19 protein-coding genes and 1 pseudogene are annotated in these 24,510 nt (G+C 38.9%); 5 read left to right on the top strand and 15 right to left on the bottom strand.

The window, feature by feature from the left end:
• Positions 1–128: 128 nt before the first annotated feature.
• Positions 129–497: pseudogene (locus JQC92_RS07900) on the top strand (c-type cytochrome); the annotation flags it as partial.
• Between the two features lie 105 nt (positions 498–602).
• On the opposite strand, the gene JQC92_RS07895 reads toward JQC92_RS07900, so the two are convergent.
• A complete protein-coding gene (locus tag JQC92_RS07895; protein ID WP_204999138.1) occupies positions 603–1,283 on the bottom strand; it encodes a cytochrome b/b6 domain-containing protein in 681 nt (226 codons plus the stop codon).
• 357 nt (positions 1,284–1,640) lie between these two features.
• On the opposite strand from JQC92_RS07895, the gene hpf reads away from it, so the two are divergent.
• Positions 1,641–2,003: a ribosome hibernation-promoting factor, HPF/YfiA family gene (gene hpf / locus JQC92_RS07890; RefSeq protein WP_204999137.1), complete on the top strand. Its 363-nt coding sequence runs from the start codon at positions 1,641–1,643 to the stop codon at positions 2,001–2,003.
• A 213-nt stretch (positions 2,004–2,216) separates the two neighbouring features.
• Here hpf and JQC92_RS07885 read toward each other — a convergent pair whose 3' ends face one another.
• From JQC92_RS07885 to ffh, 7 genes are all read right to left on the bottom strand, one after another.
• The gene (locus JQC92_RS07885) at positions 2,217–6,746 is read right to left on the bottom strand and encodes a hypothetical protein (protein ID WP_204999136.1); all 4,530 of its coding nucleotides are present in this window, start codon (positions 6,744–6,746) and stop codon (positions 2,217–2,219) included.
• 140 nt (positions 6,747–6,886) lie between these two features.
• The gene (tyrA, locus tag JQC92_RS07880; protein WP_204999135.1) at positions 6,887–8,026 is read right to left on the bottom strand and encodes a bifunctional chorismate mutase/prephenate dehydrogenase; all 1,140 of its coding nucleotides are present in this window, start codon (positions 8,024–8,026) and stop codon (positions 6,887–6,889) included.
• A gap of 157 nt (positions 8,027–8,183) precedes the next feature.
• Positions 8,184–8,534, bottom strand: a complete 351-nt coding sequence (rplS, locus tag JQC92_RS07875) for a 50S ribosomal protein L19 (RefSeq protein ID WP_204999134.1) — start codon at positions 8,532–8,534, stop codon at positions 8,184–8,186.
• A 49-nt stretch (positions 8,535–8,583) separates the two neighbouring features.
• Positions 8,584–9,327: a tRNA (guanosine(37)-N1)-methyltransferase TrmD gene (gene trmD, locus JQC92_RS07870; RefSeq protein ID WP_204999133.1), complete on the bottom strand. Its 744-nt coding sequence runs from the start codon at positions 9,325–9,327 to the stop codon at positions 8,584–8,586.
• 1 nt (position 9,328) lies between these two features.
• Positions 9,329–9,859, bottom strand: a complete 531-nt coding sequence (gene rimM / locus JQC92_RS07865; RefSeq protein WP_129947293.1) for a ribosome maturation factor RimM — start codon at positions 9,857–9,859, stop codon at positions 9,329–9,331.
• 20 nt (positions 9,860–9,879) lie between these two features.
• Positions 9,880–10,128, bottom strand: coding sequence for a 30S ribosomal protein S16 (gene rpsP / locus JQC92_RS07860; RefSeq protein ID WP_129947305.1), 249 nt, complete (start codon positions 10,126–10,128; stop codon positions 9,880–9,882).
• Between the two features lie 220 nt (positions 10,129–10,348).
• The gene (gene ffh, locus JQC92_RS07855) at positions 10,349–11,722 is read right to left on the bottom strand and encodes a signal recognition particle protein (RefSeq protein ID WP_204999132.1); all 1,374 of its coding nucleotides are present in this window, start codon (positions 11,720–11,722) and stop codon (positions 10,349–10,351) included.
• Between the two features lie 262 nt (positions 11,723–11,984).
• On the opposite strand from ffh, the gene JQC92_RS07850 reads away from it, so the two are divergent.
• Both JQC92_RS07850 and JQC92_RS07845 read left to right on the top strand, forming a co-directional pair.
• Complete coding sequence (locus tag JQC92_RS07850) at positions 11,985–12,773, top strand: cytochrome C assembly family protein (RefSeq protein WP_204999141.1); 789 nt, start codon at positions 11,985–11,987, stop codon at positions 12,771–12,773.
• Between the two features lie 100 nt (positions 12,774–12,873).
• Entirely contained in the window at positions 12,874–14,145 is a 1,272-nt protein-coding gene (locus JQC92_RS07845; protein WP_204999131.1) for an HlyC/CorC family transporter, read from the top strand.
• Between the two features lie 760 nt (positions 14,146–14,905).
• Here JQC92_RS07845 and yaaA read toward each other — a convergent pair.
• The gene (gene yaaA / locus JQC92_RS07840; protein WP_204999130.1) at positions 14,906–15,679 is read right to left on the bottom strand and encodes a peroxide stress protein YaaA; all 774 of its coding nucleotides are present in this window, start codon (positions 15,677–15,679) and stop codon (positions 14,906–14,908) included.
• Between the two features lie 54 nt (positions 15,680–15,733).
• Complete coding sequence (locus tag JQC92_RS07835; RefSeq protein ID WP_204999129.1) at positions 15,734–17,155, bottom strand: alanine/glycine:cation symporter family protein; 1,422 nt, start codon at positions 17,153–17,155, stop codon at positions 15,734–15,736.
• A 451-nt stretch (positions 17,156–17,606) separates the two neighbouring features.
• Here JQC92_RS07835 and JQC92_RS07830 point away from each other — a divergent pair, with 451 nt between their 5' ends.
• Entirely contained in the window at positions 17,607–19,970 is a 2,364-nt protein-coding gene (locus JQC92_RS07830) for a phosphoketolase family protein (protein ID WP_204999128.1), read from the top strand.
• Positions 19,971–20,052: 82 nt separating this feature from the next.
• Here JQC92_RS07830 and rpoS read toward each other — a convergent pair whose 3' ends face one another.
• From rpoS to truD, 5 genes are all read right to left on the bottom strand, one after another.
• Entirely contained in the window at positions 20,053–21,018 is a 966-nt protein-coding gene (gene rpoS, locus JQC92_RS07825; RefSeq protein WP_204999127.1) for an RNA polymerase sigma factor RpoS, read from the bottom strand.
• Between the two features lie 77 nt (positions 21,019–21,095).
• The gene (locus JQC92_RS07820) at positions 21,096–21,968 is read right to left on the bottom strand and encodes a peptidoglycan DD-metalloendopeptidase family protein (RefSeq protein WP_204999126.1); all 873 of its coding nucleotides are present in this window, start codon (positions 21,966–21,968) and stop codon (positions 21,096–21,098) included.
• Positions 21,969–22,067: 99 nt separating this feature from the next.
• On the bottom strand, positions 22,068–22,703 hold the full coding sequence (locus JQC92_RS07815) for a protein-L-isoaspartate(D-aspartate) O-methyltransferase (protein WP_204999125.1): 636 nt from the start codon (positions 22,701–22,703) through the stop codon (positions 22,068–22,070).
• Positions 22,700–23,449, bottom strand: coding sequence for a 5'/3'-nucleotidase SurE (surE, locus tag JQC92_RS07810; RefSeq protein WP_204999124.1), 750 nt, complete (start codon positions 23,447–23,449; stop codon positions 22,700–22,702). Before surE ends, JQC92_RS07815 begins: the two co-directional genes overlap by 4 nt.
• Positions 23,446–24,510, bottom strand: coding sequence for a tRNA pseudouridine(13) synthase TruD (truD, locus tag JQC92_RS07805; protein WP_204999123.1), 1,065 nt, complete (start codon positions 24,508–24,510; stop codon positions 23,446–23,448). The genes surE and truD overlap by 4 nt, the downstream gene beginning before the upstream one ends.

The raw sequence follows: 24,510 nt of genomic DNA, 5'->3' as shown, positions 1-24,510 counted from the left end.
TGTTTTGTTCAGAATCGCCATTTTATTTTGATAGTTGTCGTGGTTGACTTATTATCTCAAAAATAAAGCTTTTCTCCTCAGATTTTTCTTCTTAATTTGTTACCCATGTTTGATGGGTTCCAACTGATGATGCAGTTGACTACCGTAAATCTGCATTCAGTTTAATCGCTCACAACTTCGGTAATATGTCTGCCATGTTGAAAGGTAAAAAAGAGATGAATGCTGAAGAATTCGAGCAGCGTGCAACAAATATCGCCGCATTGTCGCATTTGCCGCTAGAAGGCTTTATTGATGGCTCTTATTCAGGTGACACCGAAGCATTAGCTAAAATTGAACAAAATAAATCAGATTTTGTTGATAAAATGGAAGCATTGAAAGTAGCTTCTGCCAAATTAGCTATGGTCGCCAAATCTGGTGATAAAAAAGCGATTAAAACAGCTTTTGGCCAAACAGCAAAAACATGCAAAAGCTGTCACAAAGCTTATAAGAAAGACTAAAGCGCTTAGAGGGCGCTCCCAATTTTAAATCTAAATGACGAATTGGAAACACCCTCTAGCTTCACTCTTGTTACCAGAAGCCCGTACTCACTCTGAACACATCACCTACATTGACATCCAAATAGGCCACACAAAATAGTAACCTGCTATAGCTAATACCACACACCATAATACTAAACTTATAATGGCAGGCTGGAACTTTAGAGCTTTCTCATCTTCAACATTGACTTCCTTTTTACCTGTAAACATCGCAGGGATAAGTTTATCTCCTTTGATTGTATGAGTAATCACAGCCGCAACATGGATAAATGCAACGCCTAAAACTAGATAAAATAAATTCCTGTGTATCCAAGTGAATATTTCAGCGACTTCATTACTCACACTTGCATATAAAGGGCCTTCGGTGAAAACATCATCAGTGGCAAACAGACCAGAAACAAATTGCATACTCATTAACAGCAGCAAAAAAAGTACCATATACCCACCTAGTGGATTATGTCCAATATGAGTTTTTAACGGTTTTTGCGTTTTTTGTTCTCTAGCATATTTTAATACTTGAATCGGCGTTTTTAGGAAACTTGAAAATCGGGCAGACTCACTCCCAAAAAAACCCCAAAACCATCTAAATAATATTATTGCCCCTAATGTGTAAGCGCACATTTGATGCCACTCCATTTCCCCCTCTTCTGCAGTCCACCATAGTGCAGCTAGCAAAACGATCATGCTCCAATGAAAAAACCGGGTTGAAACATCCCAAACTTTAATTTTTACTTTGTTATCGGACATACAAATCTACCGCTAATACTTTTAAACAGAAAATACCACAAAGAAGAGAAGTACAAAATAAAGATAAGAAGTGAACAATAACTTTATGAGAGTTTTGGCTATTTTAAGGGAAATCGAAGCAAAACTTATATGTTTAAGGGAAATCGAAGCAAAACTTATATGCCAATCTAATCAAATATGCGTTGTTTTTATGCCAAAAGCAAGTAAATTTGAGCTGTTATCACAAATTTTTGATCCAGTCGATGAATTACTCTACAAGTGATTATAAGCCAAGCCAAAACGTGATCTACATCACATTTTATTTTTACCAGCTTGAGTAATCTGAACCCACGAAAAAAATAAAAAAAGGTTCGACGTATGATAAAAATCACTAGCAAACACCTTGAAGTTACTCCAAGCATTAAAGAAAAAGTTGAAGCTAAATTTGAAAAGCTGGCTCGACATGATGTGCAACTGATTAACCCACACGTCATTATTACACAAGAAAAACAAATCTTTAAAATTGAAGCCTCTGTGGGCATTCCTAATGGAGAACTGTTTGCTCATGCTAAAAGTGAAAACCTATATGCAGCAATTAAAGCGATGGGACAGAAACTTGAAAAGCAATTAAATCGAACCCAAGATAAACCGACAGCTCAACGTAACCAAAAACTTGAACATGTTGAAGAAGTAGACTCTGAAAATTATGAGGAGGAGTTTGACGAAGAATATGCAGCGTAAGCAACATCGGCAAACATGGTGGCAGTTTTTTTAGTTAGATGAGAACAATCACTAACAACTGTAAGATTAGTAACAATGAAAGCTGTCACTCACTTAAATAGGAGATTACGTATCAATTCATTAAATAAGCTGAACGATCGCCTCTGCTGAGAAGTGAAATATTACTCTCAAATCGGTTTTAGTAAACCAAATCGGATGGTCGTTCGGCTATTACTATTTCTTAAGAGTTTTCCTCAACTGTTCTTTTCTTTCGTCATTTGTGATCAATTTAAAGAGTCTTGAAGTATCGTTTTTCTTGAGTTTTGAGAAGAGTGCAAACACATTTTGCAAATCAAATGATTGATCATCCAGCCTCTTAGCCAATGCTGCTAAACCTATTTTTGCCCTAATTATATGTAGTAAAAACCTTTCAACCTCTTCTTTTTTAACTTCTGCTAATAAAAACTCCATCACAACATCTTCTGAAAAGAAAGCATTGTACTGTAGTAAAAGTGATGGTTCTCCAGAAGCTACTAATTCAGCTCTTTTATCTGGCGGACAAGCATTACATAGTTTATTAAATACCTCTTCGTTATCTCTGTAGACGCACGTCAATAAAGCTAGAACATTTCCTGATAGTTTCGGTATGACTTCTATATAAGTACCCTGATGATCAGCATCGAGTATTGCCGTTTGCAAGCTTTCTGGCGTATTACTAACAACTTTTTCAATTAGTGAAAATTCGAGATGTTTTTGCAGCTGAAGAATATTAAAAGATTCAAATTTTATCGGGAATAAAATCCAAGCAAGCTCTGGATACTGGTTGATAATACCGAAAAGCACTTCGTCACTTAAACCAGGGACGACTTCTGCTAGCAGACAAGAATATTCAGTTATAGCCTCATAACCTTTTAAGTCATCTGATTCTGCATCATAGTCTCCAGTCACATCACTGATATTTGTTCGAATTGCATTTGCCCATTTTACTACTTCTTTTACTACATGTTTATTTCCTTCAACGGCAAAACAATAAGGTACTCTTATTTCATCGGACTCTTCAGGTAAAGAAGAAACTATTTTAATCGCACATTCTTGGCTCATTGCAGAAAGGATTTTTTTGCAAACTGAAGGCGTCACAATTGATAAAAATTTAGTTGATATTTCTAAATCTAATTTTTCTAGCGCATTTATTACCATCTTAGTATCTGGTGTGTGCTCCTGTTCTGAGCGATCAGTTTTGCGAACCCCTTTGCGATTTATCGTCCAAGCAATATAACCTTGGGCCATTGATCCTGTTCTTGATCTTAACGTTCCTCTTAAATCTGGTACTTCGCTTTCAAGGTTAATAGGTTGAGGGCTTAATTCAGCCTCTTCTACTAAAGACTGAATTTTTGCAACTATCATTCTATTTTCTTTAAAATTGAGCAGTGCTAATTGAAGTTCTTTAGAAAGCAAGACAAATAAAGTTAAAGATTGATTAGGATTCAACCGCATAAATTCAGGAAGAATTGTATACTGTAAAAGTCTTATCTCCGCTTGACGATAAATTCGGGAAGAGCTCACAGAACGTTTATGTTTTTCAGAAAATACTAACGCTATGAATTCAAGGTTTTCTTTTTCTAGTGCTCTGTTCAATAAGTCATTCAGAAAACCATAACTAAAGTCAGATATACTTTTACCACTATTTCTGTCAAATTTTATCTTTAACAACTGATCCATCAATTCTATTTGATCAACATCTTTTTCTACATACTGGATGACCTTAGGATCTGCATGGAGCAGTAAATTCACAAAAAATTGTTTTGCATCGAGAGAAAAATTAAAGAATTCTTTTTGCTCTCTAGAGGCATCTTCTGCTTCTGTTATATCTTCGCCAGCAATGACTAGAGCAGATAGTGACTTATGTAACTGAGGTCTATCCAACCGTTTTATTATTTTAGGGTGTTTAATAATTATTTCTAATCGTTCTTTATGCTGCATTCCCTCAAACACCAAAACTATTACGGAATCGGGAGTACTTTCTAATTCACAAACCTGTGAAAGAAATGTTCCCAGCAAATTAGTACGCTTGAGCTCATCATAACTTCCAAACGATTCAAATATCGTCTTAAAGATCGTTTCATAGTTTCCACCTTTATATCCTCTCATCAATTCTGTTACATTCATTGCCAACTTATCAAATATCAGTGTTGCAGCTTGCTTTGGTCGAATAGACAATAAGTAATGACAGACATCAATAGGTAAAGCGTTATTAAGGCCTTCCTCGTGTAACTTAGAAATGAATAACATCAAAACATCTACTTCTGTTTCAGACAGTTCGAGCTGCGAAATCTGCTTAATTAAATTATCGCTAAATTCAATTTCAATTGCTTTAAATGCTGCACACATTTGTTCTTCATTTAAATCACTGATTAAAAGGAACATCAGGGCGCCTTTTAGGTCGGAGGACTGTTTTACTCCATCGGTAAATACAGCCTGCTGATGGCTGGGAGAGATTGCATTGATCAATTCTTTACGACTTACAGTTTCTCCCTCTGAAAACAAGTCAAGGAAAAATTTCGGTTTATGCTGAGCTATGTACCTATATATTTTATTTTGCCTAGTTTTAGGCTGAACAGTTGAGATGAATACAGTACAAATTTCAGAACTTTCAATGTCAACAAGTAGCTTTTGTATAGCGCTATCAGATAGCTCATCTATACAATAACCTACAACGACTGGGTCTTCCCACTGCTCCTTAGAAAGCACTTTTACAGCATTTTGAAAGTCGGGTTGTGCTTGGAACAGTAGATAAAGTAATGAATTTAGTTTCGCACCTCCTTTCAAGCCTTTAGCTAATCTTGAAAGAAGCTCTATATTATGCGGTAAAAATTTTGGGTATTTGCTTAAACTTTCAGTTGCTTGAATTAATTCCTCATTTAAACCAGTTTCACTTGAACCCAACAATTTAGAATATAGAGCTTGAGCATAATTTAAAGGTAATAAACGACATGCGCATAAACACCCATTAATCGAAAAATTAATCATTAATGAGTTTAACTCTAGATAATTCCTCTTTGATTCAGTCAAAAATTCACTATCAATACATTGATAGATTTGGCAAAAATGGTCTAAGTCTGATTTAAACCAAACTTGTAATATTGAATGCGAAGCATGTTTATTAACTTGTTCAAGTTTATTGAATACAAATTTAAGCTTGTCAGGTGAGTCATATGAAGATTGTGAATACGCCTTAAATTCACCTGTTTCAACAAACTTCATAACTTTTTCGAATGAATATACCTGCTTTCTCTTGTCATTAGTTTCTCTTATCTCAGAGAGAAACATTAAAAAGCATATAACCTCATCAAATATACATTCAAAGCCTCTGCCTATGACTTCTTCATTTTTTTCAATGATTTTACTCTCAATATAATCTGGAGAAATGCAATATAGATAAGTTGCTTTTGGTACCGACAATGATCGTATTAAACTCTCAATTACCTTCTCGCTTAAAGGGAGGACTGATAAATTCCCTCCAAAGACTTCGTTATGGCTTTCTGGTGATATTAATTGAGCGATCTCATCAGAAGAAAGTTCAACTGCAAGTTGTTTAATAAAGCACGCATCAATCTCCACTGAACTTAAACCATTCAATAGCTGAACTTGCAGTTCACGATCTAGACATTTAAATAGTACAATTTGGCGTTGTTGAGGTAATTGCTTAAATGTTTCTAGTAATTGTGCTTTCCATTCTTGGGTACTTACTTTGGCATTTAACGTTCCATCATCTATTTTCACTTCAAGTGTGCTATTTAAAGAACGAAATAAATATTCCAATTGAGCCTTTAAAGTTTCATCAGAAAGGCTACTTAGAAATGCCTTCCTTTCAGAATCTGGAAGTGATAAATACACGCTAATGACAGCATTTTGATGTGCTGAACCAAAATTGCAGCTCAGGCCACTGCTACCTGTTGGTAAGAGTAATTCTGGAAAACGACTTAATATAAGTGTCTGTGAATCAGGGCTGACCTGATTGCAATTTACCCCCTCATCATTTGTTGAACTTGAGGGTGAAAGCATTGTAACGTCTAAGTAAGACCAAGAAGCTTCACTTTCAAAACTTTTCTTTACAACAAAATCTCCACTATTTACCAAGGCTTGCGTTAAAGCCTCCTGCTTTTCTTGATGCCCCACTTTTTCTGTAAGGTTGATTTGTTTAGAATTGGGCAAAGAAAGATTTATTGATTCAGCTTCAACTACAATCTCGGGAAGGGACATTAGCTCCAATCGTTCTTCTTCAGTAAGTGCTTTGAGTAAATCTAAAAAATCACTTCTGCTACTAGTATAGATCTGCTTTAGAGCACCAGAAAATTGTTGTATTTGATCAGATACTATTGCTACCCGACAGAAATCACATAGTGCATTTGTTGTAAACGTGCTCAATATTTCTTTTCTTGTTTCAGACTGAGATACTGCTAAAGTTTTAACCTTAATAATGGTGGGCGTAGAATCGTGGCATAGTATTTGAGGAAGAAGTTTTTGTGATGTGAGATGCTTACTTGAAGCTTGATCAAGATAAACATTACCACCTCGATGAAAGATATAAAGTCTACCATCTTGACTAACACCCACAGTATAAGTTTTAACAAAGTACGTGGCTTTTGCTTTAAAACTAACCTTACGATCTCTTTGAGCAATTTCACTATTTTGGTCAGGAGATTTTAAATCTCCAAAGCTTTCATTAGGATTAATAGTATGACGTGCATTGCTAACCTGAGTCATATGACCTGATAAACATATTATTCTTATTTATAATTATAAGGGATCGAACACTGAATCTGCGATAAATAACGGCTCTATTAATAAGGTTTAATGAAGCAGAAAACAAAAGGAAACTTTACTCCTTTTGGTAGATGCTATATTTATCGACTTTTCAAATCAGCCGCAGACTGCAGCATAACACGACTCTCTTGCTGGAATTGCTCAGCAAAATCACCTAACCATTTGGATACTTGATTAAAGTTATCAACAAATAACTCCCTATCCATATTCTTGAGCATATCAACACATTCAAGATAATTATCAGCGTAATGCTCTACTCGGTTTACATTTTGTTTTTGAGCAAAAATAATGTCCGCATAAAGCTCAGCATTTTGAGCAAATAAGCGCCCTACCATAGCGAGTTCGAGTCGATAGATTGGAGAGCTGAATTTCAATAACTGCTTAATTTCAACACCCGATTTAAACAAGTTCAAACCGTAAGCAAAGGTAGAAAAGTGCCTTAGAGCCTGAACTACTTGCATGGCTTCATCATGTTCATCAGCATTAGCCTCAACAAGATGTGCGCCCCAAATCTTAATTTGCTCAAGTAACCATTGATATTTTTCAACTTGGCGACCGTGACAAATCACCATAACTTGCTTAGCAAAGCTAGTTACATCAGGCCCAAACATAGGGTGCAAACCAATCACAGGGCCAGAATGCGTTTCAAGCATTGTATTGATAGGTTCAGATTTTACTGAAGTTAAATCAGCCAAAATACAATCATCAGGTAAGTTAGCTAATTTTTGTTTTATCACTTCACAGGTTTTTGAGATTGGCACAGAGACAATCACTAAACCTACTCCATCAAATAAAATATCCGCTAAGTGCCAATCGTCTTTATCAAGCACATGAACTTGATAACCTGACAGTGAAAGCATTTGCTTAAATAAATCACCAAGACTGCCATTGCCACCAACAATTACAACATGATCAAGCTCGGGATTAACTTGCTTAAAGCCAACGTTCTTCTCATTCTGATATGACTCACGCATTAACCGCCGTAAAACGTCTTCAATGAGTTGTGGAGAAACACCCAATTCCTCGGCTTCACCTCGCCGTTTGGCCAACATTGAAGCTTCTCGATTCGGTGCATAAATAGGTAAACCTGCACTGTGTTTTACTTCACCTACTTTAGCGACCAAATTGAGTCGTTGCTTCAGCAAATCGAGTAATTGCTGATCGACCTTATCAATGTCGTTTCGTAAGAGTTCAAGTGCATCAGTGGTTTTTTCTGACATTTTAATCTGTCACCTATCAGCAAATAAAATAGAGTAATGAAATGTAGCAATAGGTGAGTCTGTATATCAAGAGAATAAAGTAGCAAAAACAAAAAACCGCCCTAAAAGGCGGTTTTTCGTGCGAACACTGCGTCTAAATCTATTTTCTAAGTAATGATTACTTAGCAAGCTTCTCACGGATACGTGCAGATTTACCTGAACGTTCACGTAGATAGTAAAGCTTAGCGCGACGAACGCGACCACGACGCTTAACTTCAATCTTAGCTACTGCTGGGCTGTGCGTTTGGAATGCACGCTCAACGCCTTCACCATTAGAGATTTTACGTACTGTGAATGCTGAATGCAGGCCACGGTTACGTTTAGCGATAACTACACCTTCGAAAGCCTGAAGACGCTCTTTGTTACCTTCTTTTACACGTACAGAAACAACTACAGTATCACCTGCACTGAACTCTGGTACGTCTGTTTTTAACTGCTCATCATTGAGCATTTTAATGATGTTGTTCATTTATTACTCCGTTCTAGAATTAACTGAACCATATTACGTTAAGTAATAGCTACTCTTTTTCTGTCTCGGCTAACGCCTCGGCCAGTAGTGACATTTGTTGGTCAGTCAGAGCTAGATTTTCAAATAATTCTGGCCGTCTCTGCAATGTTCGTATCAAACTTTGCTGATGACGCCAGCGTTTTATGTTTTTGTGGTTGCCACTGAGCAACATCTTTGGCACGTTAAGGCCATCCAACGATTCTGGTCGTGTAAAGTGTGGACAATCTAACAAGCCATCCGAAAATGAGTCTTGCTCTGCCGAAGCTTGCTTACCTAGTACACCAGGCACCAATCTCGAAACAGAATCAACAAGAGTCATCGCTGGTAGTTCACCGCCCGAAAGCACGTAATCACCAATTGACCACTCTTCGTCCACTTCAGTCTGAATGATGCGTTCGTCGATACCTTCATAGCGACCACACACCAAAATCAACTTCTGGTTTTCTGATAACTCTTCAACGCCTTGCTGAGTCAGCTTTCGACCTTGAGGAGACAAATAAACCACTTTTACACCATCACCTGCTGCTTTTTTCGCAGCATGGATTGCATCTCTTAACGGCTGCACCATCATTAACATTCCTGGGCCACCGCCAAATGGGCGATCATCCACAGTTTTATGTTTATCATGGGTGAAATCTCTAGGATTCCACGTATGCAACTCTAGTAGACCGTTTTTAACGGCTCGACCCGTAACCCCAAAGTCTGTAACTGCTCGAAACATCTCTGGAAAAAGTGTAACTATTCCTAGCCACATTCTAAAAGTCCGGATCCCATTCCACTAAAATCTTTTTCTCCGCAACATTCACATCAATAATGAATTGTTCCGGGACAAAAGGAATCAAACGTTCCTTTTTGCCAAATGCATCTTTGATATTAGCTTTAACTTGAAGTACATCATTTGAGCCAGTCTCTAACAACTGTTCAACTTGCCCCATGTTATAACCTTTTGTATTGGTAACTTCACAGCCTATTAGATCTTTCCAATAGAACTCACCTTCCGGCAACTGCTGCATATTTTCAGGTAACACGCCAATTTCACAATGTGTGAGTAGTTGAGCTTGTTCTCTGGATTCAACGCCTTCAAGTTCAGCAATAACGACTTTACCTTGTTGACGCCAGTTAATTACCTTTACTTCTCGCCATTGGCCGTTTTCTTTTAACAACCACGGTGAATAATCAAAAATACCTTTAACAGAGTCGGTATAAGCCGTGACTTTTATCCAACCTTTGACACCATGACTGGCACCGATTTTGCCGAGAATTAACGGCTGCTGGTTGTCGTTCATCAATTTATACCTTACTGCTATTAAGCCGCTTTACGAGCGTCTTTAACTAGCTTCGCTACGCGATCTGAAACTTGAGCACCAGTATCAACCCAGTGATCAACACGATCTAAATCAACACGTAAAGTTTCTTCTTGACCTTTAGCTAAAGGGTTGAAGAAACCTAGACGTTCGATGAAACGACCATCACGAGCGTTACGGCTATCAGTAACAACGATATTGTAGAAAGGACGCTTTTTTGCGCCACCACGAGCTAAACGAATGGTAACCATGCGTTTTTATTCCTCTAATGCTTTGCCTTTATATAGGCAAAAAATAAAACTGGAACCCTGTGTTCGCATAGAGTTCCAGAAAGAAAGCCGCAAAATTTTACCTGAGTTACTAATAATTGCAACCAAATTGGCTATTTTTTGCGGAGTTTATTCAGTTTGTTTATACCCATGACCATTCAAGAGACAAATTTTTGCATCTTGAATGGTTGCGGATATCATATTAACGCCCGGGCATCTTCATACCTGGTGGCAGCATCCCCTGCATGCCTCGCATCATCTTAGTCATGCCACCTTTTGAGGACATTTTTTTCATCATTTTTTGCATCTGGGTAAATTGCTTTAAAAGGCGATTCACATCTTGAATTTGAGTTCCAGAGCCTTTGGCAATACGACGCTTGCGAGAACCTTTAATGAGATCTGGGCGTGCACGCTCTTTTTTCGTCATAGAGTTGATGATGGCTTCCATCTGATTAGTCATTTTACCATCTTGCACTTGAGCTAATGCCTCAGGGGGTAATTGCCCAACTCCAGGCAGCTTTTCAAGCATGTTCATCATGCCGCCCATATTTTTCATTTGCGAAAGCTGCTCACGGAAGTCTTCTAAATCGAAACCTCCGCCAGTTTTTAGCTTCTTGGCCATTTTCATGGCTTTGTCTTTGTCTACGCCACGTTCGACTTCTTCAATCAGAGAAAGAACATCGCCCATACCAAGAATACGAGAAGCAATACGATCTGGATGAAACGGCTCTAAGGCATCTGTTTTTTCACCAACACCTAAAAATTTAATTGGTTTGCCAGTAAGATGACGAATCGATAGTGCTGCACCACCACGCGCATCACCATCAACTTTGGTAAGAATGATACCAGTCAGAGGTAATGCTTCGTTAAAAGCTTTAGCTGTATTTGCTGCATCTTGACCTGTCATTGCATCGACAGTAAATAAAGTCTCAACCGGAGTGATTGAAGCATGAAGCTCTTTAATTTCATCCATCATTGCATCATCAACATGCAAACGACCTGCAGTATCGACGATAACTACATCAATGAATTTTAATTTTGCATGAGCTATAGCCGCATTAGCAATTTCAACAGGCTTTTGACTTACGTCCGATGGGAAAAACTCAACTTCAACTTCACTTGCAAGTGTTTCAAGCTGTTTGATCGCTGCAGGGCGGTAGACGTCAGCACTTACTACAAGAACAGTTTTCTTATGTCTCTCACGTAGCAACTTAGAAAGCTTAGCAACACTGGTAGTTTTACCTGCACCTTGTAAACCAGCCATCATGATAACGGCTGGCGGCTGTGCAGATAAGTCGAGCGTTTCGTTAGATTCGCCCATGGCTTTCTCAAGCTCTGTCTGAACGATTTTTACAAAAACTTGCCCTGGTGTAAGGCTCTTAGAGACTTCCTGACCAACTGCTCGCTCTTTAACGTTTTTAACGAACTCGCGTACTACAGGTAAAGCAACGTCAGCCTCTAACAACGCCATTCGTACTTCACGCAATGTTTCTTTGATATTGTCTTCAGTTAGGCGACCGCGGCCACTGATATTTTTTAAGGTACGCGACAGTCTGTCACTAAGATTCTCAAACATATCCTGAGCTTTACCCCTAGAGTTCGCCCCAAGGACGATCCCTTATCCGTTCATAAAATTGAGTGTATTATACCTAATTTATTAACTTGAACAGCATTTAGGTGAAATTAAACTCGCGCTTATTCAAAAAAACAGTTAAATTTTACGGTATTAATTTAACTAGGAACTCTCTTTGGATAGTTCCTTGCGACTAGGGTTTCCCGATTACACAATATATGTTGATAAATCGAGAGTTCTCCTAAAGGAATAGATTTTGTCTTCAATGGTTATTTTTTCTGCGTCTGCAATGTTTTTTTATTGTTGTGCATTAATCCTTGTTATCAGTCGTTTATTTCATACACAAGGACCAAACCGCAAGGCCGTTGTTATTATGGCTGCTATTGCCGTGGCATTACACGCCGCTGCACTTTCGCAGGCGATATTTACGCCTGATGGGCAAAACTTTAGTCTGACCAATGTTATTTCTATCGTTAACTGGATTATTGCACTTACATTCACCGTTGTATTAATGCGGATGAAGGTCATTGTTGTTGTGCCAGTTATCTACGCTTGCTCAGTATTGTCCGTCGCACTCCTGTGGCTCGTTCCGCCAAAGTACATTTATCACTTTGAGCTTTATCCAGAAGTTTTGGGACATGTCATACTTTCATTAATGGCCTATAGCACACTAATGATTGCAGCCTTATACGCAATACAACTTGCTGTTATACAACATAAACTCAAGAGTAAACAGCTAATATTAAGTCCAGCTATTCCCCCATTAATGACCGTTGAGAAGCAGCTTTACCACCTTGTGGTCATTGGCGTAATTTTACTCAGCTTATCCCTCGCTACTGGATTTATCTTCTTAGATGACATGTTTGCTGAAAGTAAAGGACATAAAGCGGTATTGTCGATCATTGCATGGTTTGTCTACATCGTAATGCTATGGCAACAATACTGGGTAGGTTGTAAAGTTCGTACTGCCGTTATCTATACATTAAGTGGTGCGACCTTATTATCTCTAGGATACTTCGGTGCAAGAATTGTCAAAGAGCTGATACTTACGTAAACTGTAACATTTGGGGTGTGATAAATTAATTACGCCTCACTTGCTCGCCATTGGACTTTGGTTAGCAATAGTATGTCAAACAACTCAAACGGAGCCCTTTTTGGACGCTATCTCAACGGGAACCCTTCTGGTTATCCTCGTTATTCTAATCTTATGCTCAGCCTACTTCTCTGGCTCAGAAACCGCTTTAATGACCTTGAACCGTTATCGTTTAAGACATCTTGCTGATAGTGGGAACAAAGGCGCAAAAAAGGCAGCTAAGCTACTTGAAAAGCCAGATAAATTAATTGGCTTGATCTTAATCTGCAATAACTTTGTTAATATCTTAGCACCTGTACTTGCTGCAGAAATCGGGCGACGTATGTCAGGTGATCTCGGGGTTGCAGTTGCAACAGGTATTCTCACTATTGTGATTTTGATTTTTGCCGAAGTCACCCCAAAAACCATGGCGGCATTGCACCCTGAGAAAGTCGCATTTCCATCAAGTTATTTTTTAACAGTCCTTGCAGTTGTAATGCGCCCTTTTGTTTCGGGATTAAACCTGATCACGACATTATTTCTTCGTTTGATGGGCGCTGATAAAGAAACATCAGCCAATGCACTCAGCCAAGAAGAATTGCGGACCGTAGTGAACGAAGCTGGCGCTTTGATTCCACAACGTCACCAAGACATGCTGTTATCTATTTTAGATTTAGAAAAAATCACCGTTGAAGATGCGATGGTGCCACGTTCTGAAATCTACGCTATTAACGTTAACGATGATTTTAAGCTGATCAATAAACAAGTAACACAAAGCCCACACACTCGTGTATTGGTTTACCGAGATAATATTGATGATGCTGTTGGTTTTATCCATTTACGTGATGCCCTACGCTTACAATCGAAACAACAATTCAGCAAATCATCGTTACTGCGTGCAGTAAAAGAGCTGTACTTCATACCAGAAGGAACGCCGCTTAACGTACAATTAGCCAACTTCCAGCGAAATAAGGAACGTGTGGGCATCGTTGTTGATGAATACGGTGACATTCAAGGCTTGGTAACGGTTGATGATATTCTTGAAGAGATTGTTGGTGACTTCACCACCACCATGGTACCTGCACCAAGTGAAGAGATCTTCCCGCAACAAGATGGCAGCTACTTAATTGATGCCGGCATCAACATTCGTGAATTAAACAAAGAAATGGATTGGGAATTACCTATTGATGGCCCAAAAACATTGAACGGTTTGATTTTGGAATATTTAGAAGAAATTCCAGCCCAATACACCAGCTTGCGCTTAGCTGGTTATCCCGTCGAAGTAATTGATGTGGGTGATAATATGGTGAAAACTGTAAGAGTTATGCCGCAGTTTTATGAAAGGCCGAACTAAATCTTAATATGAGAGTATATACCCATGATACCTGAAGATGCATGTTTCAGGGCTTTCTCAGCGCCAATTCTTTGAGGCGCATTAGCGAAGGAATATCGGGATTCTTTCGAGCTAATGTAACAAAGAAGAATTGTCGCTGAGAAAGTCCACGAAGTGCGAGTTGCACAGCGTGATACTCTGTGTTGCCAGCGCTAACAATAGCTCACTATTGCCGCACACTGTCGCCTTGATTAACAAGCTGTGCATTCTCGCTGAAATCGAGCATCTTCAGGTATCATGGGTATAAAGGAATCTCAGGTGCTTCCTTTATACTCAGTCTTTATCATTAGCGTCATTGATAAGAAATTTAACTTCCGCTCTAAAATCTTTACCACACCAAAATTAGTGGCCTTCCTAGCATATGAAATGCTTCGACGACTTCTTGCCAAACAAGCATACCCATAGCATCAGTAAGCTGAATTTCATCTCCTGCAGCAATTGGTGTTTTAGAAAAAAACCTTCAGATTTTTCTGAAAGTACGTAACGCCCTAAAACAGCTAAATTTGAAGGAACGTCTTCCTGCGACCGGAGTGATGGCTTTTATGTGGTATTTCTATATATAAGAAAAGTATTTAGTTTTGGCAATTGTTTTTACTAATCAGACAATTAGTCAAAAATCAATGCAAAAGCCATATAAAGTCAACTTCACCTCAGCCTAACATTAATTTATTACAGATTCGTATGCCGAAATGGATAAGAAAAACTCAAAGTACAAAAGCCCTTACTTAACTTGCTCTTCACGTAAGAAAACGGGAGCATCAACGGTTGAATCTGCTGAACTGTAATAATAGCCAGCAACATCAAAAGCTTCTAACTGTTCACGTGACTCAATGTTATTTTGAATAATAAAGCGAGCCATCATCCCGCGAGCTTTCTTTGCGTAAAAACTTATCACTTTATATTGGCCAGCTTTGCAATCCTTAAATACAGGAGTAATCAACTGTCCTTTAAGGTCTTTTTTCTTAACCGCCTTAAAGTATTCATTAGAAGCAAGATTGACCACTAAAGAGTCATCATCTAATTCACTATTGAGTTTATCTGTAATGGTACTACCCCAAAATTGATATAAGTTCTTGCCTCTACTATTTTCAAGTGACGTTCCCATCTCTAATCGATAAGGCATCATTAAATCTAGCGGTTTTAGTAAACCATAAAGCCCAGAAAGAATCCTCAATTTCTGTTGCGCACTTTTCATATCTTGTTTGGATAATGTCTCAGAATCTAACCCTGTATATACATCACCTTTGAAAGCAAACACCGCTTGTTTTGCATTTTCAAGGTTAAAATCTGGATGCCACTCAGTGAATCGAGCAACATTAAGTCCTGCTATTTTGTCACTAACTTTCATTAATCGAGCAATATCTACAGCCGATAAGTTGCGACAAACCTTCATTATTTCTTCACTGTGCCCAAGCAATTCTGGCAACGTAAATACAGAAGAGGGAGTTGGGGTTTCAAAGTCCAAGGTTTTAGCTGGAGAAACAAGTATGTGCATTCTTTTTCCTTATTTGTTATCACGCCCCTATATTAATAAGGGCATGATAATAGGTTAATCTTTTTTATCCCAAATACTGTCTTTTAGTTGATTTGAAATTTCAGGAAATTTTTTGATATCAAACTCGGGTTCATCACCATTTGCAACTTGTTGCTTATAGTCTCGAACTACTTTTACCGCAACTCCTGATAACAACATCAAAGCAACAATGTTTACTGTAGCCATTAACCCCATCGAGACATCAGCAAGACTCCATACTAAATCAATTTTAGCTATTGCACCAAACATGACCATTCCTAGCACACCAACTCGTAAAAGATTGATGAGTAATTTACCCTTTTTAGCCAGGAAGATTATATTTGTTTCAGCATATGAATAATTAGCAATAATTGAGGTAAAACAAAACAGCAAAATTGCGAAGGAGAAAAATATTCCGCCCCATTCACCAATTTCATTTTTAAGCGCATGTACAGTAATAGCGATACCATCATGAGTGCCACCAGTATCGCCTGCAATCATTATCAACGCAGCGGTAGCGGTACAAATTACAATCGTATCAATGAAAACCCCTACCATTTGCACATAGCCTTGCGAAGCAGGGTGATTCGGATTAGGTGTAGCACTAGCAGCAATGTTAGCAGCACTACCCATACCAGCTTCATTCGAGAATAAGCCTCGTGCGATACCAGACTGCATAGCTTGAGATACGGCATAAGCGACACCGCCAGCTGCAACCTCTTGAAGACCGAATGCACTTTTTATTACCAACATCAAAATACCTGGCAATTCAGAAATATTCATCAGCACAATAACAAAAGCAACGAGAATATACGCTAATGCCATAAAGGGAACTAAAAGCTCTGACACATATGCAACTTTCTTTAATCCACCGATGATTACAAACGCCGTCGCCACAACAATGCCATAACCTATCCAGCTTGCATCTATGTCATATAAACTTGTGATGGCACTGGTGATGGTATTGGCTTGTATTGCACTGAAGATAAAACCAAACGAGATAATCAGCAGAATAGAAAATAATATTCCCATCCAACGTTGGCCTAGACCTTTTTCCATATAATAAGCAGGGCCACCACGATATACGCCTTCTGGATCTTTTACTTTATATACTTGGGCCAATGTTGCTTCAGTCATAGCTGTAGCCATACCGAGTACAGCAATTAACCACATCCAGAATACAGCTCCTGGTCCACCTGCACTAATAGCAACTGCCACCCCAGCCATATTACCTGCCCCCACACGTGCAGCCATAGACGTACAAAAAACTTGAAAAGAAGACAAACCGTCGCCCGATTTCTCACGGCTGATAGTCATAAGTTTAATTGAGTGTTTAAAACCAGTTACTTGAATAAATGCCAACCTGATTGTCAGAAAGATACCAGCACCTACCAAGCCATAGACAAGGATTTTCCCCCAAAGCAATGCATTCAGAAAGTTAATGATTGTTTCTAGCATATTTTATACTCGCTTTTTATTTATTTTGACTAGACAAGTTCTTATTGCGGCGCTTGTACGAAAAACTCTAAAATGATCAAGAAGCAAAAACACTGCATCTAGCCATTTTATAAACCAAACGACTAGATCATAACACCTAAATAGTGATTTCAATGAATAAGCTCAGGTAATTGATTATAAAGAATCAACCCTGATTTGTTTAACGAACAGTATGCCAAAACCAAGCCGTGATCAAGATCACACTTGTCATTTTATAGTCGAAAGATATCTCGAAAGTGACAAAAGGATACGTTATTGTCTGATGCCATTACACGGATTTGTTCACTCCTTTTGACAGATTTCTGTCAAATAGCCAAAAATTGGATATAGCACACACTTTTGTAAGTTAATTACAGCTATAGTATCACCAGGTAATCATTCTATTAATTCCGTTTGCTCCAGTGAGGCTAACATGACCCAAGCAACTGAAATTACCGCTCTTAAAAAATTAGTAAGAGCAACCAACTTCCTTGCAACATCTCAAATTTATCTTAAAAAGAACGTGTTGCATAAGAAACCTTTACAACACGATGACATTAAACCACGTCTTTTAGGTCACTGGGGAACATGCCCAGGTATTAACTTTGTATACGCACACGTCAACCGCCTAATTACAAAAAATAACCGCGAGTTCATATACTTAGTAGGTCCAGGTCACGGTTTCCCAGCTGTTCAAGCAAACTTATTTGTAGAAGGCTCTCTAAGCCATTTTTATCCTGAAGTCATTCCTTATAATGAAGATGGTTTAATCGATATCTGTAATAAATTTTCAGCAGCATACGGTTACCCTTCTCATGCAAACCCTGAAGCTCCTGGTCAAATCTTAGAAGGTGGCGAGTTAGGTTACTCTCTATCTGTAGGCTTCGGTGCAGTTCTAGATAACCCTAGCCTTATTGCTACTGTATTAGTTGGTGATGGTGAAGCTGAAACTGGCCCACTAGCAGCATCTTGGTATGCAAACCGTCTAGTTAACCCTGCTACTGACGGTGCAGTTCTTCCAATCGTTCATATCAACGGTTACAAAATTTCAGGCCCTACTCGTATGGGTCGTATGAGCCATGAAGAACTAGACCTTGAATTCCGTGGTTTAGGCTATCACCCAATTATTGTTGACGATCAAGCAGACGGTGATGTTTACGTGACTATGGCTGAAGCCATGGACAAGTCTTACGAAATCATCAACGATATTCAAACTCGTGCTCGTAACGGTGAAGATATTGAAAAACCACGCTGGCCTGTAATCCTTATGCGCACAGCAAAAGGTTGGACTGGTGTTGCTGAAGATAATGGCAAAAAGCTTGAAGGTAACTGCGAATCTCATCAAGTTATCGTTAACAAATGTGCGACGAACAAAGAGCATTTAGAAGCGCTAGATGGCTGGTTAGCAAGCTACAAGTTTGACGAACTTTATACTATCGAAAACGATCAAATTGTATTCGACAAAGATATTCAAACACTTCTTCCTCCTAAAGAATTATGCTGTGGTCGTCAACACCTAAGCTACGGTGGTGAAGTAGTTCGCGCACTAAACAACCCAGATCTAAATCAGCTAGCTTATGGCGCTGAAGTTCCTCGAGGCCAACGTGGCTTATCGATGAACAAAATGGGTGAATGGATGCGCGAAGCGTTCAAATTAAACCGTGATCAACGTAACTTACGTATCTTCAGCCCTGATGAAACATACTCGAATCAACTTCAAGCGGTATTTGAAGAAACAGATCGTGCATGGCAGTGGCCAATTGAAGAGTGGGACAATGATATGGCTCGTGATGGCCGTGTACTTGAACTACTTTCAGAAAACTTACTATTTGGTATGTTGCACGGATATACGGTAACAGGCCGCCACGGTATGTTCCCAACTTATGAGTCATTCTCACAAGTTATTTCATCTATGGCTGACCAATACTGTAAATACGTATACGCTAGCCAAGGTGTACATTTCCGTAAGCCTTTGCCAGCTTGTAATGTTGTTCTATCTTCATTATTAGAACGTCAAGATCATAACGGTTACTCACATCAAAACCCTTCTTTCTTAGGTGCGATGCTTGAGAAGCATCCTAAGATCATTTCTGCATATTTACCAGCTGATGCTAACAGCACATTGGTATACACAGAAAAAGCTTATGCAGGCCGCGACAAACTGAACATCATCGCTGCTGGTAAAAAAGAACTTCCACAATGGTTGAACCTTGAAGAAGCTCGTAAGCAAGCAAAAGATGGTGTTATGGTTTGGGATTTTGCATCAGATGATAACCCAGATGTTGTTCTTGCTGCTTGTGGTGATTACGTAACTCAAGAAGCAATGGCTTCTCTTGTACTTATTCGTGAACTATTACCAAAAGTACGTATTCGTTTCGTAAGTGTTACAGAGCTAACAAGTTCTGGCTTAGGTAGCCTTGAATTCCAAGCTAAACCTTGGAAAATGAACGATGTATTCACTGAAGACAAAGGCGTTGTATTCAACTATCACGGTTATCCAAACACAATTAAGAAACTTGTGTTTGATTACAAAGGTAGCAAACGTTTCCGCATCAAAGGGTACGAAGAAGAAGGTTCTACTACAACTCCATTTGATATGGGTGTACGTAATGGTACTTCTCGTTACCACCTAGTGATTGATATGGCTTACAAGTTATTCCAACAAGGCGTAATTGACGAAACTCAGCACGTTGCAATCACTACTGATATGCTTCAGAGACTTGTTGATCATCGCAACTACATTAAAGCAAACGGTGTTGACCCTGAAAGTATCGAAAACTGGGTATGGACTCGTTAATATCTAATTCGCTTAAATGCTAAGATAAAAAGCCTTTGCAAATGCAAAGGCTTTTTTGTATTGAGAGCTTCACTAAGGACTATTAATGCTGCTGTTGCTGAAATAAAGCTTCTACTGAAAGTCCTTGAGCACTTAATAAATCTCTTAATCGCTTTAAGGCTTCGACTTGGATTTGTCTTACTCGCTCACGTGTAAGCCCAATTTCAGCACCAACATCTTCTAATGTTGATGGTTCATAACCAAGTAAACCAAACCTTCTAGCAAGGACTTCACGTTGCTTACTGTTAAGTTCATTTAACCATTTTACCACTGAGTTTGAGATATCTTTGGTTTGAACTTTATGATCCGGCCCTACCATTTCTTCAGCAGGAAGAACATCAAGCAAGGCTTTATCATTTTCCCCACCGATTGGTGTATCAACAGAGGTAATACGTTCATTAAGCTTAAGTAACTTACTCACATCTTGACTAGGAACATTTAGTTCTTCAGCAATTTCTTCTGCCGTAGGTTCATGATCAAGCTTGTGTGCTAGCTCTCTTGCTGTTCTCAGGTAGACGTTAAGCTCTTTAACAACATGGATAGGGAGTCGAATGGTGCGGGTTTGATTCATAATGGCTCGTTCAATTGTTTGACGAATCCACCATGTTGCATAAGTAGAAAAACGGAACCCTCTTTCAGGGTCAAATTTTTCAACAGCTCTGATTAAACCTAAATTCCCTTCTTCGATAAGATCTAGGAGGGCTAAGCCACGATTGTTATAACGTCGAGCGATCTTAACAACAAGTCGCAAGTTACTTTCAATCATTCGATTACGAGATTTTTCACACCCGAGTAGTGCTTTGCGTGAAAAATAAACCTCTTCTTCAGCGGAAAGTAATGGTGAAAAGCCAATTTCACCTAAGTAGAGCTGAGTTGCATCCAAATTTCGGGGTGCATCATCTTGAGAAGCTTCTTCTGCTTCCTTAGCGGTTTGTTCAGTTTTAGCCTGAGCCATCACTGCCGTGTCATCAAATTCTTCTACAACTGCAGTGTTATTTTTACTTCCCATAATTGGATCCCCCCACGTGGACACTCTAATCGCTTACTCGATGCTCTCCTCCTGCGCCAAATTGGCTCCTAGGCAGACTACCTAGGTAAATATCGAAGTGGGTCTACTGACTTTCCATGGTAACGAATCTCAAAATGAAGCATTACCTTGTTAGCACCAGAACTACCCATAGTTGCAACTTTTTGTCCTGCTCGAACTTGTTGCTGTTCTTTTACTATTATTTTATCGGTGTGAGCATATGCACTAAGGTAGTCATCACTGTGTTTAATGATGACTAAATTACCGTATCCTCTTAGCGCATTGCCGGCATAAACGACTTTCCCAGAAGCGGCCGCTTTAATCGCATCTCCGCGACGGCCAGAAAACTTAATCCCTTTATTTCCCTGGGTTTTATTTGAAAACTTGCTGATGATTTTGCCTTTTGAAGGCCATACCCATCGAGCAACTTTATTGTGGGAAATTTTACTACTTGCAGCTTTAGCTTTGTTGTTTTCTTGTTGCGATACTGTTACAGAATATGCAGACTGTTTCTTTTTATCAAGTATTTTCTTTGAACTATTTTTAGCCACTTGATTATTCTTATCGGTCTTGCGTGTTTTTGCTTTAATATTTTTTGCAATTTGAGTACTTTTTTTGTTTGCCGCTTTAGGTTTTTTTACCACTCTAGGTTTAATTCTTAACCACTGACCAGCGTAGATGGTATAAGGCTTTTTTAATCGATTAAGCTGAGCTATTTTTTTAAAGTCCTTACCTGCACCCCATGCTATAGAGTAAAGCGTTTCCCCTTTTTTTACTTTATAAATAGAGGTTTTGATTGATCCTTTTTTATGTTTCGGATTGTAAGGTTTTATCGATTCAACTGGGGCTGCTTGATGAGAAGAAAAGCTACACCCTTGAATCAGAAAAATGGTAAGAAACACAAAAATACAACGGAAATACATTAATACCATGCCTCGTATTTCCAGTGTCTCTTATCCATAATTCATCCCTAATATTTCTATGTGTTCACGCTAACTGTTACTAATTAATGAATGCATCCATCCAAATGTTTACTCTAAATCACCATCAACAAGTGGCACAAACTTTACTGGCTCAATTATCTCAGAACTGATTTGATCACCTCTGCGGGTAATTCTCATCAATTGCTGAATATCCTCTCCTACAGGAATGATCATCTGGCCACCATCAGCTAATTGATGAACAAGACTTTCAGGCACTGATCTGGCCGCTGCTGTAACAAGAATTGCATCAAATGGACTGCGATTGCTCCAGCCTTTCCAACCATCTCCATACTTGAAAGAAATGTTGTGTAAATCTAGCCATTTCAATTTTTGTCTTGCTTGAACCTGTAAACTCTTTATACGTTCAACAGTGCAAACTTGATCAACCAATTGTGCAAGAATAGCCGTTTGATAGCCTGATCCTGTACCTATTTCCAACACATTCTTTGGCGAATTAGCGAGTACTAACTCTGTCATCTTTGCAACGATATAGGGTTGTGAAAGCGTTTGACCACTGCCTATTGGCAACGCCGTATTCTCAAATGCTTTATGCGCTAACGCCATATCGATGAAGTGTTGGCGAGGTGTTTTAGAAACAACATCCAATACTTTATTATTATTTATTCCAAGTTCTGCCAGCTTCCTTGCTAAGTTAGCTGCTGCAGTAATTACTGCTTGACTCATATATTCTCGATCCAATTTTCCAAATCTTTCATTTGCTTATAAGCGGTTAAATCTACAGTAAGCGGCGTAATTGATACGTACCCATTAGCAACTGCATGAAAATCAGTCCCATCTCCAGCATCCTGAGTTTCACCAACTGGACCAAGCCAAAAAATCTCTTTTCCAGCTGGGTCTTGAGTTCTAACCATTCCTTCTGCTTTGTGCCTTGCACCACAGCGAGTAACCCTAACACCTTTGATTCGTTCAAGTGGTAAATCAGGTACATTTACATTAAGAATCTGATCACTTGCGACTGGGTTATCAAGTAAACCTTTTACGAGTTTCACTGCCCAAGTTGCCGCTGACTGATAATGTTTAAGTTCTTTACCTACGAGTGAAATTGCAATGGCTGGAAGCCCAAGAAAGCGCCCTTCCATTGCTGCTGCCACTGTGCCTGAATAAAGCACATCATCACCCATATTAGCGCCAGCATTAATCCCAGAAACTACAATATCTGGCTCCTGCTCACACAATTCACGTATTGCAATATGTACACAATCTGTAGGTGTACCATTAACGGATATATAACCATTATCTAACTTATTAATTCGTAATGGGTTAGTCAAGGTCAATGAGTTACTGGCACCAGAGCAATTTCTATCAGGTCCAACGGTTTGCACTTCAGCTAGCTCACTCAAGGCCTTAGTTAAGACATCAATACCAATAGCGTTTACACCGTCATCGTTACTCACCAAAATATGGTTCATTGTGCTGCCTTTTGTTGTTCTTGAAATGCTGCTTGTGCTTGACGTTGTCGGACATCAGTAACATTTACAATTTCACGTAGAACTGAAGTTGCGAAGCTTCCAGCTGGCAATGCAAACTCTAGCACTAACATATCGTTGTCGAATTCGTATTGTAAGTTTTCAGGTTTTAGTAAAAGTGGACGGCGTTCTTGCTCCAAGCCAGCTTTTTCTAGACCTTCTTTATCGGCAGAAAAATCATTTAATGCAGCGTTTTCTAGATCTGCTGCAGCCCCTAAAGCAGGTAACTCCCCTCTACCCCATAAAGGTGCAGAAAGCTGAATATCATTATCAACCAAACGCTGTGTCAGTGTGTCATCCCACTTTTCTTCTGCAAAGAAACTGCGGCTTCCAGTTAACTGAACGCAATCACCTTCTAAAGAATCAGTACCATGTAAATGAAGTCTTTTACTGACAACCTGATTAAACAAGTTGGAACGTACCGCTGATAAATAAATACTTCGTTTGTTACGGTCTTTAATCTTTTTACCTGAAAACATTTGTCTCGCCATTTCGATATTTTTACCGTTATGGCCAAAACGTTGATCACCGAAATAATTCGGTACACCTGTTTGCTGTATTTTTTCTATTCGAGATTGTACATCTTTAGTATTAGTTACATTTCTAATCGTAAGCTTAAAACGGTTTCCTGATAGAGCACCTGTGCGTAACTTCTTATTGTGCCGATGAGCTTCAAGTACTGTAACACCTTCAAGATCAAGATTTTTCCAGTCTGGCGTTTCTTTTCCTGGAATTCGAATACCAAACCACTGCTCTGTAATAGCGTGACGATCTTTTTGTCCCGCAGAAGTCACATCACGGGGGTGAACCCCTGCGAATTCAGCTAATTTTTCAGCAACAAAGTTAGTATTTAAACCTTCTTTACGAATATGAACAAAGTGATGTTCACCTTCACCTGTTGGCTGAATTGGAAGAATTTCTTTGACAATAAAATCAGAGTTATGAGTACGTAAATTCCCTTCTGCTGAAGGTTTTTCATAAAGGTAGAATAAATCTTTCGTCAT

The sequence above is a fragment of the Parashewanella hymeniacidonis genome, assembly GCF_016900895.1.
Classification (GTDB): Bacteria; Pseudomonadota; Gammaproteobacteria; order Enterobacterales; family Shewanellaceae; genus Parashewanella; species Parashewanella hymeniacidonis.
Note: the sequence above shows the minus strand (reverse complement) of the source record. Positions and strands in the feature narration are given on the sequence as shown.

Excerpts from the sequence above, each read along its gene's own strand:
- JQC92_RS07895 (WP_204999138.1), bottom strand. The coding sequence starts at position 1,283 with ATGTCCGATAACAAAGTAAAAATTAAAGTTTGGGATGTTTCAACCCGG.
- hpf (WP_204999137.1), top strand. The coding sequence starts at position 1,641 with ATGATAAAAATCACTAGCAAACACCTTGAAGTTACTCCAAGCATTAAA.
- JQC92_RS07885 (WP_204999136.1), bottom strand. The coding sequence starts at position 6,746 with ATGACTCAGGTTAGCAATGCACGTCATACTATTAATCCTAATGAAAGC.
- tyrA (WP_204999135.1), bottom strand. The coding sequence starts at position 8,026 with ATGTCAGAAAAAACCACTGATGCACTTGAACTCTTACGAAACGACATT.
- rplS (WP_204999134.1), bottom strand. The coding sequence starts at position 8,534 with ATGAACAACATCATTAAAATGCTCAATGATGAGCAGTTAAAAACAGAC.
- trmD (WP_204999133.1), bottom strand. The coding sequence starts at position 9,327 with ATGTGGCTAGGAATAGTTACACTTTTTCCAGAGATGTTTCGAGCAGTT.
- rimM (WP_129947293.1), bottom strand. The coding sequence starts at position 9,859 with ATGAACGACAACCAGCAGCCGTTAATTCTCGGCAAAATCGGTGCCAGT.
- rpsP (WP_129947305.1), bottom strand. The coding sequence starts at position 10,128 with ATGGTTACCATTCGTTTAGCTCGTGGTGGCGCAAAAAAGCGTCCTTTC.
- ffh (WP_204999132.1), bottom strand. The coding sequence starts at position 11,722 with ATGTTTGAGAATCTTAGTGACAGACTGTCGCGTACCTTAAAAAATATC.
- JQC92_RS07850 (WP_204999141.1), top strand. The coding sequence starts at position 11,985 with ATGGTTATTTTTTCTGCGTCTGCAATGTTTTTTTATTGTTGTGCATTA.
- yaaA (WP_204999130.1), bottom strand. The coding sequence starts at position 15,679 with ATGCACATACTTGTTTCTCCAGCTAAAACCTTGGACTTTGAAACCCCA.
- JQC92_RS07835 (WP_204999129.1), bottom strand. The coding sequence starts at position 17,155 with ATGCTAGAAACAATCATTAACTTTCTGAATGCATTGCTTTGGGGGAAA.
- JQC92_RS07830 (WP_204999128.1), top strand. The coding sequence starts at position 17,607 with ATGACCCAAGCAACTGAAATTACCGCTCTTAAAAAATTAGTAAGAGCA.
- rpoS (WP_204999127.1), bottom strand. The coding sequence starts at position 21,018 with ATGGGAAGTAAAAATAACACTGCAGTTGTAGAAGAATTTGATGACACG.
- JQC92_RS07820 (WP_204999126.1), bottom strand. The coding sequence starts at position 21,968 with ATGGTATTAATGTATTTCCGTTGTATTTTTGTGTTTCTTACCATTTTT.
- JQC92_RS07815 (WP_204999125.1), bottom strand. The coding sequence starts at position 22,703 with ATGAGTCAAGCAGTAATTACTGCAGCAGCTAACTTAGCAAGGAAGCTG.
- surE (WP_204999124.1), bottom strand. The coding sequence starts at position 23,449 with ATGAACCATATTTTGGTGAGTAACGATGACGGTGTAAACGCTATTGGT.
- truD (WP_204999123.1), bottom strand. The coding sequence starts at position 24,510 with ATGACGAAAGATTTATTCTACCTTTATGAAAAACCTTCAGCAGAAGGG.